The sequence below is a fragment of the Aliagarivorans taiwanensis DSM 22990 genome (genome assembly GCF_000429505.1).
Taxonomy (GTDB): domain Bacteria; phylum Pseudomonadota; class Gammaproteobacteria; order Enterobacterales; family Celerinatantimonadaceae; genus Aliagarivorans; species Aliagarivorans taiwanensis.
Genome location: NZ_AUBZ01000030.1, coordinates 1 through 15,063 on the forward strand (window position 1 = coordinate 1; position 15,063 = coordinate 15,063).

The 15,063-nt window shown below is 54.9% G+C and carries 14 protein-coding genes and 4 tRNA genes; 1 reads left to right on the forward strand and 17 read right to left on the reverse strand.

What is annotated here, in order from left to right:
- From G462_RS24325 to coaA, 8 genes are all read right to left on the reverse strand, one after another.
- The coding region (locus G462_RS24325) for a GTP-binding protein (RefSeq protein ID WP_004249126.1) at positions 1-96 on the reverse strand (96 nt) is incomplete at its 3' end.
- A 98-nt stretch (positions 97-194) separates the two neighbouring features.
- Positions 195-270: transfer RNA gene (locus G462_RS0114485), tRNA-Thr, on the reverse strand.
- Positions 271-272: 2 nt separating this feature from the next.
- A tRNA-Gly gene (locus tag G462_RS0114490) sits at positions 273-347 on the reverse strand.
- Positions 348-388: 41 nt separating this feature from the next.
- Positions 389-472 (reverse strand) — tRNA-Tyr (locus tag G462_RS0114495).
- A gap of 39 nt (positions 473-511) precedes the next feature.
- Positions 512-587 (reverse strand) — tRNA-Thr (locus tag G462_RS0114500).
- A gap of 103 nt (positions 588-690) precedes the next feature.
- On the reverse strand, positions 691-1,653 hold the full coding sequence (gene birA, locus G462_RS0114505) for a bifunctional biotin--[acetyl-CoA-carboxylase] ligase/biotin operon repressor BirA (protein WP_026959630.1): 963 nt from the start codon (positions 1,651-1,653) through the stop codon (positions 691-693).
- On the reverse strand, positions 1,653-2,708 hold the full coding sequence (gene murB, locus G462_RS0114510; RefSeq protein ID WP_026959631.1) for a UDP-N-acetylmuramate dehydrogenase: 1,056 nt from the start codon (positions 2,706-2,708) through the stop codon (positions 1,653-1,655). Before murB ends, birA begins: the two co-directional genes overlap by 1 nt.
- Positions 2,708-3,700: a type I pantothenate kinase gene (coaA, locus tag G462_RS0114515; protein WP_084405080.1), complete on the reverse strand. Its 993-nt coding sequence runs from the start codon at positions 3,698-3,700 to the stop codon at positions 2,708-2,710. Before coaA ends, murB begins: the two co-directional genes overlap by 1 nt.
- A 315-nt stretch (positions 3,701-4,015) precedes the next feature.
- On the opposite strand from coaA, the gene G462_RS0114520 reads away from it, so the two are divergent.
- Positions 4,016-4,726: a type 2 periplasmic-binding domain-containing protein gene (locus G462_RS0114520; RefSeq protein ID WP_026959633.1), complete on the forward strand. Its 711-nt coding sequence runs from the start codon at positions 4,016-4,018 to the stop codon at positions 4,724-4,726.
- A 34-nt stretch (positions 4,727-4,760) separates the two neighbouring features.
- On the opposite strand, the gene G462_RS0114525 is transcribed toward G462_RS0114520, so the two are convergent.
- The 9 genes from G462_RS0114525 to G462_RS0114565 all read right to left on the reverse strand — a co-directional run bounded on the left by G462_RS0114525 (position 4,761) and on the right by G462_RS0114565 (position 14,996).
- Positions 4,761-5,219: a hypothetical protein gene (locus G462_RS0114525; RefSeq protein ID WP_026959634.1), complete on the reverse strand. Its 459-nt coding sequence runs from the start codon at positions 5,217-5,219 to the stop codon at positions 4,761-4,763.
- A gap of 79 nt (positions 5,220-5,298) precedes the next feature.
- Entirely contained in the window at positions 5,299-6,477 is a 1,179-nt protein-coding gene (locus tag G462_RS0114530; RefSeq protein WP_051326764.1) for a sugar ABC transporter permease, read from the reverse strand.
- Between the two features lie 2 nt (positions 6,478-6,479).
- The gene (locus G462_RS0114535) at positions 6,480-8,003 is read right to left on the reverse strand and encodes a xylose ABC transporter ATP-binding protein (RefSeq protein ID WP_035477814.1); all 1,524 of its coding nucleotides are present in this window, start codon (positions 8,001-8,003) and stop codon (positions 6,480-6,482) included.
- 69 nt (positions 8,004-8,072) lie between these two features.
- Positions 8,073-9,062, reverse strand: a complete 990-nt coding sequence (xylF, locus tag G462_RS0114540; protein WP_026959637.1) for a D-xylose ABC transporter substrate-binding protein — start codon at positions 9,060-9,062, stop codon at positions 8,073-8,075.
- A gap of 319 nt (positions 9,063-9,381) precedes the next feature.
- Positions 9,382-10,311 carry an o-succinylbenzoate synthase gene (gene menC, locus G462_RS0114545; RefSeq protein ID WP_026959638.1) on the reverse strand — a complete coding sequence of 310 codons (930 nt, stop codon included), beginning with the start codon at positions 10,309-10,311 and terminating at the stop codon, positions 9,382-9,384.
- Between the two features lie 22 nt (positions 10,312-10,333).
- The gene (gene menB, locus G462_RS0114550; protein WP_342664369.1) at positions 10,334-11,179 is read right to left on the reverse strand and encodes a 1,4-dihydroxy-2-naphthoyl-CoA synthase; all 846 of its coding nucleotides are present in this window, start codon (positions 11,177-11,179) and stop codon (positions 10,334-10,336) included.
- Positions 11,180-11,193: 14 nt separating this feature from the next.
- The gene (gene menH, locus G462_RS0114555) at positions 11,194-11,976 is read right to left on the reverse strand and encodes a 2-succinyl-6-hydroxy-2,4-cyclohexadiene-1-carboxylate synthase (RefSeq protein ID WP_051326765.1); all 783 of its coding nucleotides are present in this window, start codon (positions 11,974-11,976) and stop codon (positions 11,194-11,196) included.
- Positions 11,957-13,684 carry a 2-succinyl-5-enolpyruvyl-6-hydroxy-3-cyclohexene-1-carboxylic-acid synthase gene (menD, locus tag G462_RS22895; RefSeq protein ID WP_051326766.1) on the reverse strand — a complete coding sequence of 576 codons (1,728 nt, stop codon included), beginning with the start codon at positions 13,682-13,684 and terminating at the stop codon, positions 11,957-11,959. The genes menH and menD overlap by 20 nt, the downstream gene beginning before the upstream one ends.
- Positions 13,677-14,996, reverse strand: a complete 1,320-nt coding sequence (locus G462_RS0114565) for an isochorismate synthase (protein ID WP_035477818.1) — start codon at positions 14,994-14,996, stop codon at positions 13,677-13,679. Before G462_RS0114565 ends, menD begins: the two co-directional genes overlap by 8 nt.
- Between the last annotated feature and the right edge of the window lie 67 nt (positions 14,997-15,063).

The window sequence follows — 15,063 nt, forward strand, 5'->3', positions numbered from 1 at the left end:
GATTGCTGCAGTCAGAGTAGTTTTACCGTGGTCAACGTGGCCAATAGTACCAACGTTTACGTGCGGTTTCGAACGTTCAAATTTTTCTTTAGACATAATCGTCCCTCTAAATCAAAGTCGTTGGTACAAAGTGCACCATTGGTTTTTTGTTTACCGAACGGTAAAAAGGTAACAGGGAGATATTGGGGAAAGACTGGTGCTGATAGGCAGATTTGAACTGCCGACCTCACCCTTACCAAGGGTGCGCTCTACCAACTGAGCTATATCAGCACTGGAGCGGGCAGCGGGAATCGAACCCGCATCATCAGCTTGGAAGGCTGAGGTAATAGCCATTATACGATGCCCGCGTTATAACCTTTATGCCAAGACTACCTATTACCTGAAAAAGTGGTGGGGGGGGACGGATTCGAACCATCGAAGCTTTCGCGGCAGATTTACAATCTGCTCCCTTTGGCCACTCGGGAACCCCCCCCACGGAACCTCGCAGAACGAGGTTGGCCTACTTAAGCAATGGTGCCGACTGCCGGAGTCGAACTGGCGACCTACTGATTACAAGTCAGTTGCTCTACCAACTGAGCTAAGCCGGCATCGCTTAAGTGCTGCGAATTCTATGTAATGGGTTTGGCGATTGCAACTGCCTTCACAAAAAAAAATACGCTTTCTAGTCCAAGCGCGCATTTTTCAGTCAAATCAGCTAGATTTTGCCGCTCTTAAGGACACTTCCCCACCAAAAAAGCGCTTAATCTTGCCATCTTGCTCCAGTAATAGCGCCCCTTGCTCGTCGATTCCACGGGCAATTCCGCGCTCAACCCGCTCATTGGAAAACAATAAATTCACTTTTTGGTCGCAGAAGGCATCAAATTGCTGCCAACGCGCAACCAAGGGGGCAAAACCATCATGGTCGAAGTCGATATAGATGCGATTTAGTGCAGTGATTAACGCTCGCGCTAGCTCATTACGGTCGAGCAGCTCGTGGTGTTGCAGTTGGGTAAAGGGTTGATCAATCTGTGCGGCGTGACTTTCTTCAACATGGACGTTAATGCCCAATCCCACAACCATCTGCAGCAAGCCATCCACGTGGCCTTGCAGCTCAATCAAGATACCGCCGAGTTTGCGGCCGCCCTGGTAGATATCGTTGGGCCATTTTAGCGACAGGTCTTTATGGCCGAGCTTGCTCAAGGTTTCCACCACAGCCAGACCAACCGCCAGGCTCAGGCCCGACATCGCCTCAATGCCCTTGTCGAACTCCCACAGCAGTGACATCGCCAACTGCCCGGCAAACGGGGTTTGCCATTGCCGTCCGCGACGCCCTTTACCAGCGCTTTGATACTCCGCCAACACCACTTGGCCATGGCGACAGTGTTTCAGGTTGCGTTGGATCCAAGCGTTGGTGGAGTCCACCTCATCAAGGCGTACGATTTTTTGTCTTGGGAAAGCGTACTGAAGGGCATCGATATCGAGCAGCGATAGTGGCTGGGCCAGTCGATAGCCGCGCCCTTTTACCTTGTAGATATCTAGCCCGAGCTTTTGTAGCTGCTTAATATAGTTGGCGATAGAGGTGCGGCTCACTCCCAACTGCTGGGCCAAGGCCTCGCCTGAGCAATACTCGCCCGCCAACAGCTGTTCCAGCACCGCAAACTTATTGTGGCGCATTAGCTCAACGACTCCACCAGCTCACTGTAATGAACCTCACCACGCTCACCGATAAAGCGCACTTCCGGCTCAAGCTCCACCCCATAGCGAATCCACACCTGCTGGCGCACATGCTGACACAGCGCCAAGATGTCTGCAGCCACCGCGCTGCCGGTATTGACTAGTACCAAGGCTTGGTCTTTGTGTACCGCCGCGCCACCGAGTTGAAAGCCTTTCAGGCCGAGCGAATCGATAAGCCAGCCCGCCGCTAGCTTATAGCGCTGTTGGGCCGCGGGATAATGGGGCAACTCTGGGTGAGCCGCTAACAAGGCGTCTAACTTGGCTTGCTCAACCACCGGGTTCTTAAAGAAGCTGCCAGCATTACCTAGTTGCGAAGGGTCAGGCAGCTTGGCCGAGCGGGTCGCTACCACGGTGTCGAAGATCTGCTCGGCATCGGCATCGTCACCGAGCTTGGCCAGCGGCCCATAGCTCACCACCGGCTCCCAGCTCTGAGGAAGCGCGAGGCGCACTTGGGTAATCAATGCGCGGCCTTTCAGGGCATGTTTGAAGATACTATCGCGATAGCCAAACTTGCAATCGGCTTCACTCAGCCACTGCAATTGACCGGTCTCGAGATCGAAGTACTCCACTGCCAGGCAACGCTGGGCAATCTCAACGCCGTAAGCGCCAATGTTCTGCACCGGCGCGGCGCCAACATTGCCGGGGATCAAGGCCAGGTTCTCCAGGCCATAGTAGCTGTTCGCCAAGCACCACTGCACTAACTCGTGCCAGTTCTCACCGGCGGCGATATCGAGGATCACCTGCTCATCGGTTTCCTCTACCTCGACCCCTTTCAGGCGGTTGCTCAGCACCAAGCCCTTAAAGTCACCGGTGAGGAGAACATTTGAGCCTTCGCCAAGCAGCAGCAAAGGCAACGAGTGTTGCTGCAGCCAGGCAAACAGCCCGGGCAACTGCGCCTTATCATTAAGTTCGAAGAAGAAATCGGCGCGGGCATTCAGGCCAAAGCTGTTTAAAGCATCCAGCGCCACGTCGCGTTGAGGGGAAAACTCACTCATTACTTTCTTAACCTCACGCTGCTCACTTCATGGTTGCGGCCTTTTTCCAAGATCAGATCGGCGCGCTCACGCGTGGGCAAAATATTTTGCAGCAGATTAACTTTGTTGATGCGGCCCCAGATATCGGTGGCGATATCCACCGCTTCGTCACGGTCCAGTGATGCATAGTGATGGAAGTAGGCACCACGGTCTCTGAACGCACTGGCGCGCAGCTTCAAGAAGCGCTCGACGTACCAGTTCTCTAGCAGCTCAACATCGGCATCCACAAAGATGGAGAAATCCACATAGTCGGAAACGAAAGGACGGCGCACCTGATGACAAGGCTGATCGCACTCACTTTGCAGCACATTCAAGCCTTCCAGAATCAAGATGTCCGGTTGATCGACCACCGTCTCTTCGCCCGGCAGGATGTCGTAAACAAAGTGGGAGTAGACCGGTGCGGATACATTGCGCTCACCGCTTTTTAGCGCCGCCACAAACTCCAGCAGGCGTCGCTTATCGTAGCTCTCGGGGAAGCCCTTACGCTGCATCAGGCCGCGTCGCTCAAGTTCGGCATTGGGATACAAGAAGCCATCGGTGGTGACAATGTCGACCTTCGGGTGCTCCGGCCAGCGCTGCAGCAAGGCCTGCAAGATCCGTGAGGTGGTACTTTTGCCCCCCGCCACACTACCAGACACACCGATAATATAAGGAAGGTGCTTGGGCCGCCCTAAGAAGTCACCAATTACCTTACGTCTATCCTGACGTGCTTTGACATAAAGGTTGAGCAGGCGGGATAGCGGCAGGTAGATATCAGACACCTGCTGCAAGGAGAGCGCTTCGTTAATACCGCGGATCCGCTCCAAGTCACTCTCGGTGAGCGTCATCGGTACCGACTGACGAAGCTTGGCCCATTCCAAACGCTCGAAATGGTGGTAGCGCAGCTGTTCGCTTTTTGACTCAAGCGAGTCGTCAGTTACGTGTTCGGCTGTATGTTCGGCGTTAATAAACATGCTTCCTTCCTATAAATAGCCGCTAAAGCTTATCGAAAAAGCGGTTGCCACTCCACTATCTGAGCTATATCTACCCGTTTAGCCATCTGTTTGACAGGCTTCCCCGTATCCATCACTAATACCAATCCGGATAAGTAAATGGTCAGTTATTGCGAAGGGAAATCATCGAGGACGAGGAAACGCTTGCCGTAACTAGTGGGCTAATTGCAAAAGCGTTGACGCTGTCATCAATGATTTTAACCAGCAAGAATGAGCAGTTACTTATGTGGATTGGTTTAGGTCTACACTGACTAGCAACTGCTAAGGACCAGCCCCGTGAAACACTTGTTAACAACACTTGTAGCGTTTGCGTTGGCAGCCACCATGCCCAGTGATTACGCAGCGGCGCTAGAGAATGATGAAGTCATCGTCTTGGAGTATCCACCCTTTACCACCCAGTATCGCGACGACTATGGTCACGCTTTTGCTTTGCTAAGCGAGTACGCCGAACAACGTTTTAAGCTCCCCCCCAAGCCTGAGTTCCTTTCCCCGGCGCGGGCGGTGCATGAGTTGACCAGTGGCCAGTGGTGCCTGTCGTTTTATCCCGCCAAGCCACTACTGGAAGATGCTCGCTTCCTGTCGCTTGCCGATGAAGAGGTGGCAATTGGCTTGTATCGCCGCATCGATGATATGACACCCGATAGCTGGCAGGACCTATCTGAGCTTGCAGGCTACCGGGTTGCGGTGATGCGCAACCGCCAAATAGGTCCGTTCCAAAAACAGTTGATCGATGCCCAGCTACGCTTGGTTGAAGTGAACAGTGTGGAGCAAGGGCTACGAATGCTACTGCGAGGGCGAGTTGACTATGCCATGGGAGACAGCACCAGCTTGCAAACCCATGGTTTATTAAAAAGAGGCTTCAGTGATCAGCAGCAGCGTGAAATAGCGCTCTCGCAAACCAGCTTGCTAACCGCCAAGGTTGGGGTGTTCTACAACCCTAAATGTGAGAAGCAACTGTTTATCACTCTTCCCAGCGCAGCGAACTAGCCGACAAGGTTAGGCTCAGAGTTAGGCTTAGCCTTCAGGCTTGCTTGCGCAGATGCCGGGTAAACGCGGGTATATCCACCAGTTGCTGCGGGATCTCCCCAGCGCTCTGGTAGCCTTGCTCAACCAGCCAGTCACAAGCCAGCTGGATGCTGGGAAAATCCTGCTTACTATGGCTGCGCTCGCCGCTGGGGATCATGCGTTCAAGAAGGTAACGTTTGAGGGGCGAGAAGCTGTAGACATGGGCGGTATGGCACAGCCCCTTGTCTTCCACCCACTTTAGGGTGGGATAGATCAGCTCTTCCGCATCGGATGTTAGTAGTTCCCAATCTTCCAGCAACACCACGTGCGCCCAACGTTCGGGCAACTGGGATTCAAAACTCTGTAGTGCGTCGACAAATTCCCTTGCCAGTTGGCTATTCCATGCACCTACGGCACTCAATACTAATACGTCGTCAAACAGCTCTAAGCGATAGCTGCCGTGTGCTTCAAACATGCAAAAACCTCCTGCTCGCCGAAGTATAGACCAGCGAACAGGAGGGGCAGTGGAAAGTGCTCTATCGTTAAATTACTGTTTAAGCGCGCTTCTTACTGGCGACGTCCATCCACACAGCCAGCAGCAAGATGCTGCCTTTAATGATCGATTGCCAGTAGGTCGGAACGTCCATCATGCTCATGCCATTATCCAGGCTAGCCATAATGAAGGCGCCCAATACCGCACCGAATACGGTACCCACACCACCGGCCAAGCTGGTGCCGCCGATAACACAGGCGGCAATCGCATCTAGCTCTGCGATGTTACCGGCCGATGGCGAACCCGCGCCCAAGCGAGAGGCAAGAATCAGACCCGCCATCCCCACCAGCAGGCCATTAATCGCAAACACCTTGAGCTTGGTGGCTTCGACATTAATGCCCGACAAACGCGCCGCTTCGATGTTGCCACCGATGGCGTAGATGCGACGACCAAAGGCGGTCTTCTTACCAATAAAAGCAGCGATCAACATCAGTACCACCAACAGCAATACCGGGAAGGGTACACCGCGGTAGTCGTTGAGTAGGAACACCAGCCCCAGTGCGAAGATAGCAATCGCTCCAAACTTCAAGACATCGCTGGTCATCGCAGGGTTGCTCAGCCCATGGGCCTCGCGCTGCTTGCGCAGGCGCTGCTGCCATACGAAGAACAGGCTAAGCGCACCGATGCTGGCAATCATCGAGAACATATTTGGTAGGTAGCTCTGGCCAATCAGGCTCATCTCTGGTGAGGTTGGCGCCACGGTGCTACCACCGGTAATCCCCACCAAGATCCCACGGAAGGCCAGCAGGCCCGCCAGGGTCACAATGAAAGAAGGTACCTTGCGGTAGGCCACCCACCAGCCATTCCACAGGCCAAGCAGGAAACCGGCAGTAAGGGTCAGTACAACCGTTAGTGGCAGCGGCAGCCCCCACCATACATCCATAATCGCAGCCGCACCGCCGAGCAAGCCCATCATCGAGCCCACCGACAGGTCAATCTCGGCCGAGATAATCACATACACCATGCCAATCGCCAGAATGCCGGTGATGGCGGTTTGGCGTAGCAAGTTAGATACGTTACGGGGCGTCAGGTAGCTGCCATCGGTGGCGAAGTAGAAGAACAGCATGATCACCGCGATGGCCGCAAACATCACCAGCACTTGCAGCTTGATTTGTTTGAGTTGGTCTAACACGCTGGCTCCCTGGCTGTTCGCGCTAATTGTGGTTTGTTGAGTAGTCATAATTATTCCTCGGCTAATGCACAGTCCATTACTTGCTCTTGGGTCAAGCCTTGGTTCTCCAGAACCCCCTTGAGCTTGCCTTCGTGCATTACTAAAACGCGGTCGCTGATCCCGAGTACTTCGGGCAGCTCAGATGAGACCATGATGATGCTGATCCCCTGCTTCACTAGCTCGAACATCAGCTTGTAGATTTCGTACTTGGCGCCCACATCGATACCTCGAGTCGGCTCATCGAGAATCAAGATCCCCGGCTCCAGCAACAAGAACTTGGCAAGGATGGCTTTTTGCTGATTCCCCCCACTAAGGCTCTTAATCGCCAACTCCTGTCCAGCGGTTTTCACCTTAAGGCGTGCAATTGATTCTTTGATAGCGCGGTTTTCCGCCGACTCATCAAGTGCTTGCCCCAAGCCTGCAAACATCGACAACCCCGCTAGGGTGATGTTTTGCCCTACGCCCATAATCGGCACAATCCCGTGGCGCTTGCGGTCTTCCGGTACCATGGCGATCCCTTGGGAGAGCGCCTGCTCTGGGTTGCGGATCTTGATGCTTTGCCCGTTCAGCTCAATTGGGCATTCGTACACCCCGTTGTAGCTGCCGTAGATACACTGCATCAACTCGGTACGGCCCGAGCCCACCAAGCCTGCCACACCAAGGATCTCGCCCTTGCGCAGCTCAAAGCTGACATCTTTAACTTGATAGAGGTTGGCGGCCTTGCTGATCTTGGCAGTAACCGGACCCACCTTGAGAATAGGCTCGCCAATGTCGTGCTCTTCGCGCGGGAACAACTCCTTGAGCTCGCGCCCCACCATCATCGAGATGATGTCATCGGTGGTCATCTGCTTGGCATCTTGGGTGCCGATATGCTCGCCATCGCGGATCACGCAGATACGATCGGAGATCTCTTTCACTTCATTGAGTTTGTGGGAGATATAGACACAACTTACGCCTTCACTGCGCAGCTGTTTAACGATGGCCAGCAACACTTCAGTCTCTGACTCGGTCAGTGGTGCGCTGGGCTCGTCGAGAACCAGAATTTCCGCATTTTTAGACAAGGCTTTGGCAATCTCAACCAGCTGCTGCTGGCCCACGCCAAGGGTGCGGACGGGAGTATCGGGATCAACATCAAGTTTAACCCGAGTAAGTAATGCTTTGGTTTGTTTGTACATTGCGCTGTGGTCTAGCACGCCGTGGCGGCTGATCTCAGCACCGAGGAAAATATTTTCTAGGATTGACAGCTCTTTTACCAGGGTCAGTTCCTGGTGAATAATCGCGATGCCTTTCTCTTCACTATCGCCGATGTTGCGCGATTGAAGCAGCTCGCCCTTATAATAGATATCACCTTCATAGCTACCGAAAGGATGCACCCCGGTTAGCACTTTCATTAAGGTGGATTTACCCGATCCATTTTCCCCGCAAAGTGAGACTACTTCCCCTTTTTCCAGATTGAAATTAACGCCGTTCAGGGCAATCACACCGGAGAACTTTTTCACGATCCCCGACATATTGAGTAGGCTTGCGGTCGACATGTTCACTCCTTAAAGCTTTATTCCTTAAAACAAGGGGCAGTTACCTGCCCCTGATGTTTTAATTCAATCTTACTGGTACACGTCTTCTTTCTTATGGAAGCCATCGGCAATCACTGTGTCATCGACGTTGTCTTTATCCACGGCAATCGGCGTTAACAGGTAGGCCGGTACATCTTTCAAGCCATTGTTCAGCGATGAATTAGTTTCAGGCTGGTTGCCAGCACCCAGCTCAACCGCGATTTCAGCAGCAGTGGTCGCCAGCATTTGAATCGGCTTGTAGATGGTCATGGTTTGAGTGCCAGCAACAACCCGGCGAATCGCTGCCAAGTCAGCATCCTGACCAGAGATCAGCACCTTGCCAGCCAGACCTTGTGCATCCAGCGCTTGGATAGCGCCACCAGCAGTAGAGTCGTTTGATGCAACCACAACATCGATATCGTTGTCGTTAGCAGTCAGGGCGTTTTCCATGATCTTCAGTGCGTTCTCAGCAGCCCAGCCTTCGGCCCACTGGTCGCCAACGATCTGTACTTGGCCAGCATCAACCAGCGGCTGAATCACATTCATCTGACCTTTACGGAACAGGTGAGCGTTGTTATCAACTGGCGAGCCACCCATCAGGAAGAACTTACCGCTGTCGCGACGCTCCACCAGCGCCTGCGCTTGCAGTTCACCGACACGCTCGTTATCGAACGATAGGTAGAAATCGATCTCGGCGTTGTTAATCAAACGGTCATAGGCCAGAACCTTGATGCCTTCGGCTTTGGCTTCAGCAATCACGTTCGCCAGTACCTGACCGTTGTAAGGAATAATCACCAGCACATCGACACCGCGGGAGATCATGTTCTCGATTTGCGAGATTTGCGCTTGCTCATTACTGTTCGAAGATTGAACAAATACTTTTGCACCAAGCTCTTCCGCTTTTGCCACGAAGAAGTCACGGTCTTTCTGCCAGCGCTCCAGGCGTAGGTCATCGATCGCCATGCCGATTTTCACTTCGGCGAAGGCTGCACCAGATAGGCAGACCAGAGCTGAGCACAGTAGGGTAATCAGTTTTTTCATCTCTTCAGTTCCTTGGGTTGTAGGATTGTCCTGGAGCGCCAGCGAGCACTTGTTATTCGACCGTGCTCTGCTCCACTCCCGATTGACTATATATTTTGCGTCTCGAATAAAAAGTGACCCAGTGCAAATTAAGAAAACGTTCTCAGCCAATTTGGATCACCAAGGCAAATAGTGTGATGCAAGCAGTTTCATGGGAAAAAAGTAGGACGGTTTGCTGGAAAAACGCGCGATATGCTTGTACGCGTGCACGCAGGAGGAAAGCAGGGAATAAAGAGAAAAATGCGCAGACGCCGATGAGTTTTATGTCGATGCAGGCAAACTAACGGGGTGTAACTGGATGGCTAAACTCAGCAATCACCTCTCGTTGCGGGTCGCTTGTAGCAAATGCTGCCAGTGTATCTAAGCCCGGAGTTTGTTGTGGGCTGTAGCGCTGCGACAGGGTTTGGATCCAGCGCAGCCCCAGCTCACTTTCATAGGCAGAGCTAAACGTTGTGACCACCCCATCTTGGTTCGCTTGGCTTATCAAGGAGCTAATGTACTGCCAACCGCCCACCAAGGAGGGCTTAATCACCAAGGCTTTGAGGCCCGCAAAGTAGTGATAGCGATAACTGGCCCGTTGCAGGCTTTCATCGAGGGCAATCCCTATTTGGCAGCGCTCGGCCAGCATCGGGCATAACTCGCTGCTTTGCAGCGGCTCTTCGATATAGTCAATCCGCTCCACATCGATGTTGCCTAACACCTTTACGGCCTGCTCCCAGCTCCAGCCGCGGTTAGCATCGAGTCGCAGTCGCAGCTTGGGGTTGGCGATAAGCAGTGCTTGGATCTGTTCGATGTCTTGGTCGGGCGCTTGCCGGGCGGCTTTAAACTTGGCCAACTGCAGCTGCTTGTCTTGCAGAACCCGTTGGTCGCGGGAGGCGTCAATACCCAGCAGCGGGCAATCATGGCTTAGCGCCACATCTGGCACCGGACCGGTTAGTGCGCAATCGAGGCCAAAGGCAACACTGGGAAACAAAGGCTGCTGTAATGAGCCTTGCAGGTAGCTGTAGAGCTGTTGCGTCGCTTGTTCCAGCGACTCTTGGCTAAACCCGGGCAGAGGCGCGATCTCCCCCACCCCGGTGCGGCCATCGCTGAGCGCCAGCTCCAGAATCAGGCTCTCACGCAGCGCCACCCGATGCTCGCCAAACTGCATGGTTTGGCGAAAGGGTAGCTGCTGCCGATAAATAGTAGCCTGGGTCCAGAGCGCGTCCATGCTCAGACTCGTCACTTAACGATTAAGGGTTGCGCTTGAACTTGCTGAAGTCCGGTTCGCGCTTCTCGTTAAAGGCATTGCGACCTTCCTGACCTTCTTCGGTCATGTAGAACAGCATGGTGGCATTACCTGCCAGCTCTTGCAGGCCGGCCTGGCCGTCACAGTCAGCATTCAGCGCTGCTTTCAGACAACGCAATGCCATTGGGCTATTCTGCATCATCTCGCGACACCACTGAACGGTTTCGCTTTCCAGTTGCTCAAGCGGCACAACGGTGTTTACCAGGCCCATATCCAGCGCTTCCTGCGCGCCGTACTGACGACACAGGAACCAGATCTCACGGGCCTTCTTCTGACCCACCAAGCGCGCCATGTAGCTGGCACCCCAGCCGCCGTCAAACGAGCCAACCTTCGGTCCGGTTTGGCCGAACTTAGCGTTCTCTGCGGCAATGGTTAGGTCACACAGCATGTGCAGAACATGACCGCCGCCGATGGCGTAGCCCGCGACCATCGCCACAACCGGCTTAGGACAGGTACGGATTTGGCGTTGGAAGTCCAGTACGTTGAGGTGGTGAGTACCTTCTGAGTCTTGGTAGCCGCCGTAGTCACCACGCACTTTTTGGTCGCCACCAGAACAGAAGGCCAGATCGCCTTCCCCGGTCAGTACGATGCTGCCTACGTCAGGGTCGCGACGGGCATCATCCAGTGCAATGATCATCTCCTGCACGGTTTTCGGGCGGAAGGCGTTGCGAACCTGCGGGCGGTTGATGGTGATCTTGGCAATGCCACAGGCTGATTTGTGGTAACGCACGTCTTCGAAGTCGGCGCTGACATCTTGCCAGTCGACAGGAGAGTTAAAGATATCGCTCATGGTTCTCTTCATTTTCAGTTGAGGCAGTCGAGTAACTGCTGATTAAACGCGTCGGGCTGGTCGATGTGCACATTGTGACCGGCCCCTTGAATCATATGCCACGCTAGCTGTGGCACCGCTTGGCACATTTGCTGGGCCAGACGGCAAAACTTCCGGTCATCGCTTCCGGTGATCAGCGACATCGGGATCTTTAGTGTAGCCAAGCCGCTCAGAAAGTCGTCCTGACGGCCTAAACTGGTGGCGTCCAACATGGCTGCCAGACCCTGCGGGCTCTGGCTGAGACGCTTGCTGACCAGGCTGTCACGCTGTGCCTCACTCAGTGAGTGAAACACCTCTTGGCTGTACCATGCCTGTAAGACCTGCTCACGCGGCTCATGCTGCCAACGCTCGGCCCACTTGGCGTCATGGCTTAAGCGCGCTTGCTGCTGGCGGTGGTCGTCCAAGCCGGAATGGCACGACTCCAGTATTAAACACTGCAAGCCTTTCGGCTTTTGCAAGGCATGGTACATCGCCAAACGCCCGCCCAAGCTGTAGCCAAGCAGGGAATACTGGGTAATATGCAGCCGCTGCAGGCAGTCCACCAGCAGCTGATGAAAGTGCTTGAAGCCCTTGCTCGGCTTTAGCTGCAGCTCACCACTCATGCCATGCCCGGGCAGGTCGATGGCAACACAGTAGTAGCGTTCGCTGAGCGCCGCCAGGGTATATTGCCAGTCGTTGCCACTGCCCAAAAAGCCATGCAGCAACACCACACACGGGCGGCCACGCTGGCCTTGAACCTTAAAGTGCAAGTTGCTCATCGATGCTCTTCCCTAGCTCCAGATAGCGGCGACTGGCATCGCCGGGCGCAAAGCTCAGCTCAATGACCCCGCCTTGACCATCGTCCAGTAGCTGTTGATAGTCGCGGCTAAACTCAGCCAGCGTTTGGCTGTGCCGGTACGCCAGCTTGAACTGCTGCGCGGCGGCGGAAAAATCTAGCTGATGCGGCATCTGGTAATAGTCCTGCGCGAGTTGCGGGTCATTCAGCCCGGGCAACAACTTAAAGATCTCACCACCATCATTGTTCACCACCAGCACATTCAAGCGATAACGCTTAGCCAGTGCCAGCGAATTTAGGTCATGCAAGGCCGAGGTATCGCCAATAATCAAGGTGGTGCTCTGGCCGCTAGCTGCAGCTTGTCCAGCCGCGCTGGCAATCAGGCCATCGATGCCGGAAGCGCCGCGATTGCACTGCACCTCGGCCGCCGAGATATCACAGCCCAGCGCTTCAAACAGCCTGACCAGCATGCTGTTGCCAATAAACAACTGGCTGGCCGCAGGCAAGGACATGGCAAGTGCCGCGCAGGCACTGAGCTCAGAGTCCTCGCGCAAGGCTGCATCGATAAGCGGCTGCACCTTGTTCGAGACGGCGCGCCAGAGTTTGGCATAGTCGCGGTGTTGGGTACTTGCTGGATGAGCAGTCAGCCATTCACTCGCGCGGCAAACCCAACGCTGCTGCAATCTATGACTCGGGTCGTGGCGCAACTTAAGCACATCCACATACCAATATTCGGCGTCGCTGCTTGCCAGCCAATTCTGCAGTCGTTTGCCCACCAAAAAACCACCGAATTGGACTATCAGCTCAGGCTCTAGCGCCTTAGCAGTATCAGGCTGGCGCACCAATAACTCTGCCTGCGAGATAACACCCGGCAGGCCCTGTAGCTGGCTTTGTACATCGGCCACCACTGGCCAACCAAGTTGCTCAGCCCAAGCCAAAATCGCCCGCGCTTGTGCTGGCGTTTGCTGGCCCACCACCACCAGGCCCTTACGCTGCTGCCAATCGAGCCAGCGTGCTTCGGTGGCGATCTGGACGCCGGACTGGGGATAGCGGGTATAAGGCTGATCGGTGCTCAGCCAGTTCGCCAGCGGCGCCAGATAATCCGCCAGATGCTGCTGATTTTGCTCGGGATAGAAGGGCTCGCGGAACGGGCAGTTAAAGTGCACCGGGCCGGGGCTCTGTTGCTGCGCAGCAAGCGCATTGTCCACACTGCCCAGTAACATCGCCGGACTGATGGCGGTGGTCGGCTCGGGCAATACCGCTTGGAACACCGGATAATCGGCGAAGATCCGCTGCTGGATGATCGCCTGATTGGCACCGCTATCGAGCAGCTCCGCCGGGCGATCGCCGGTTAACAGTAGTAACGGCACCCCGGTCTGGCGCGCTTCAATCACGGCCGGATAAAGGTTGGCAACTGCGGTGCCAGAGGTGGTGATAAGCGCCACACAGCGCTGCTGAGTTTTGGCCATGCCCAGCGCGAAAAAGCCCAAGCCGCGCTCATCAAAATGGCAATGGGCATTGGCTTTGGGGTGGCGTGCCACCGCAACGGTTAGCGGGGTCGAGCGTGAGCCGGGGGCGATGCAAAAGTCGCGAATGCCCCAGCGCAGGCACTCTTCGATAAGCAGTTCTGCCCACAACACATTCAGGTTATGGGCTTGATCAGGATTTAGCAGGGTCGGTGGATTAGGCAAGCGCTTTCCCGTTCAGCAATTCGAGGATAGTGGCAATCTTATGATTAAGCTCCTGCCATTCTAACTCGGCTTGCGATCCGGCAACAATACCGGCTCCGGCAAAGGCGTGAACGTGATCGGGCAGCACCAGCGCGCTACGAATAGCCACCGAAAACTCGCTGGCCGCGCCGCTGAACCAGCCCACCGCACCGGTATACCAGCCACGGGCATAGCCCTCATGATGCAAGATATACTGAATGGCCGATTTGCGCGGCATCCCCCCCACCGCCGGTGTCGGGTGCAGCGCATCCAGTAGCGACAGGTCATCCAACTCCGGGCTGATCATCGCGGTAATCCGGCGTTTAAGATGCTGAACGTGCTTAAGCTTGACCAGCTCCAGTTCGGCATCGGGGTTCACATGAAGGCTCAGCTCTTGCAGGCGGCGGCTGAGATCGTCCAGCACCACCTGGTTTTCCCACTGGTTTTTGTGGTCGTTGAGCAGTTGCGAGCCTAGCTGACAGTCTTGCTGCACCGTCTGGCCGCGCGGCGCGGTGCCCGCCAGCGCCTCACTAAGCAGCTCGGTATCGCAGCGTGCGTACAAGCGCTCGGGGCTACAGCCAACAAAGCTGCGCAGGCCGTCGAACTGGAACAGGAAGGAGTAACAATCTTGCTCGCGCTGCTGCCATTGGTTGAGCAGGCTAAACGGATTGAGGGTGCCTTTTAGCGCAATGGTGGTTTGGCGCGAGAGCACCACCTTGGCGGTGTGCTGCTGGAAATCGCCACCGGTGACTTCATCAACTAAATGCTGCCACTGATCGCGCGAGGGCTGATCGATACGGCTTAAGGCATCGCAGCGGATATCCGCCAAGGGCTGAATACGCGCCAGACCTTCCAGCTCGCCGGTAATGCACTGATACTCGTGCTCTGGGCGATTGCGGAAGTTGGCATTGATGATCATCTCGCAGCTGCCCGGCTTCTGGCGGATCTCGATGCGCGGCAGTACAAAGCGACGGCGCGGAAAGCTCGGCCACGTGGCACTTTGGCGAGTAAAGGCAATGCCGCCATAGAAGCGTAGCGAGTGGTCGTTGGTATCCAGAGCGTCGATGGTGGCTTGCACCTGCTCCAGGTCGTTCAGCGATTCGGCAGCACCAAGCCAGGCGACTTCGTCACCTTGCTTACTTTTCCAGTAACCACGGAAATTATGGTTTTGTTGATTGAGCCAGGCGAGAAGATCCATCTCAGGCAGCGCTAGGCTAAGTTGCTGGTAACCCTGCTGAGGCAATTGCCGTAAGCGAGCCACCACCGATTTCACAGTATCTTGGGGCAGCAGCACGAATTGTATCTCTGTAACGTGTTAACACTTAGGAAGTATGGCATACCTTAACAAAGAGGCTTGGTGG